The following is a 1394-nucleotide window of genomic DNA, read 5'->3' as shown; positions in this document are numbered from 1 at the left end:
TCTACCAATTTGAAAACGTTATTTTCTCTAATATAATCTTGAGAAATAGTCAAATTTTTATCCCATTTCTGAATTTGTTCTGCCGAATATCCCCAATAAGCTTTTGACTTTTTGGTTATTGAAGTTAGAATTTCGTTGTCGGTTATGTTGGCTTTTTGAATTATCATGGATTTGAAAATATGTGAAATTAAAATCAATTAAAACCTTTACAAAACTTGCCTAAACACAATCTTGTCATTTCGACGAAGGAGAAATCTTCGCAAGTAACTCCGCTCCCACAAGCCAATCTTTGTCGAGCTTCTCGTGAAGATTTCTCCTTCGTCGAAATGACAAACTAAACTGATAATTCTTTACTTATTTATAAATCGTAAACTTATTATGACTCAAAGCAAAACCCAAATTCTCATAAATCGCTACATTCTCGACTCGCTTTTTATTTGTCGTTACTTCGATACTTTTTAAATCATTTTTCTCAGCAAAATCTAAAATCTTCATTTATCAATAATCGTCCAATGCCTTGACCACGATATTTTTGACGAATGAAAAACTCCTGAATTTCACCAACCAATCCGCAGTGATGCAAGGAGATTTTGGGTATGAAAGCTTATAAAACCGAAACCTTCTAGTTTGGTTTTCGGCAATTAGATACAGATTTTTTGGATTTGAAATGTTTTCATTAAATATTCGTTTGGAAAACCTCAAAATCTAAAACTTCATTTTCGAGTTCGCAGATTGCTTTGTAGACAAAATCCAAGTCTTGTTTTTCTACTTTTCTGATGTTTACTTTTAGACTCATAACTTTAACTCATATCGGTCAGTTTGACAATCTTATCATCCAAAAACTGAAAGATTGATTTTCCTTTCATCGTTAATTCTTGTCCCGCTTTTAATCCGTTTGGGAAATCTATCGCTAAAACAGCATAATAATTTATGTCGATTATCGCTGTAATTTCATCTTGTATGAATGATATAATGGTTTGTTTTCTTGCCGAAAAATATTCTTTGGCTTTTTCGGCTTGAGCTTTAAATTCTTTTATTCCATCTCAAAGTCATAGTTGGTTTCGCCATTTTGAATGTTTTCAAAGACAATAGATTCGTCAAAATCTGCAATCATTTTTTCAATATCAAACTGATTATATCCTTCGATATAATTTTGGATTATTTTTTCTTTGTCTGTCATATTTTATTATTTTTTGCATGAATTTTATATCAATTTAAACTGACGTCCATTCTAAAGTTATAAACTTATCACAATTGTCTCTCATATCTTCAGCCCAATCAACCAGTATTGCCGCACCTCCATTTTTAATTTCATTTCTAACTATATCGTAGTTTTCTTTTGCATCATCAGGTCCTAATCCCGCTAATTCAAAAACGATATATTTTGTTTTAGA

At 31.1% G+C, this 1394-nt stretch carries 3 protein-coding genes; all 3 read right to left on the bottom strand.

The genetic code is table 11. The annotated features are described in order from the left end of the window. Window positions 1-472 precede the first annotated feature (472 nt). Window positions 473-568 (bottom strand): GNAT family N-acetyltransferase, encoded by a 96-nt coding sequence (locus B3J44_RS01665; RefSeq protein ID WP_286965300.1) that lies wholly within the window; start codon window positions 566-568, stop codon window positions 473-475. Between the two features lie 465 nt (window positions 569-1033). Next, window positions 1034-1180, bottom strand: a complete 147-nt coding sequence (locus B3J44_RS01660) for a hypothetical protein (RefSeq protein WP_286965209.1) — start codon at window positions 1178-1180, stop codon at window positions 1034-1036. A gap of 34 nt (window positions 1181-1214) precedes the next feature. Beyond that, window positions 1215-1394 (bottom strand): hypothetical protein (locus tag B3J44_RS01655; protein ID WP_286965207.1); only part of this gene is annotated, 180 nt, incomplete at its 5' end.

It is taken from the genome of Flavobacterium sp. UBA4854, assembly GCF_002399805.1.
GTDB lineage: Bacteria > Bacteroidota > Bacteroidia > Flavobacteriales > Flavobacteriaceae > Flavobacterium > Flavobacterium ginsengisoli.
Note: the sequence above shows the minus strand (reverse complement) of the source record. Positions and strands in the feature narration are given on the sequence as shown.

Bases quoted from the DNA above. Each gene is read 5' to 3' on its own strand.
- B3J44_RS01660 (WP_286965209.1), bottom strand. From the start codon at position 1,180: ATGACAGACAAAGAAAAAATAATCCAAAATTATATCGAAGGATATAAT.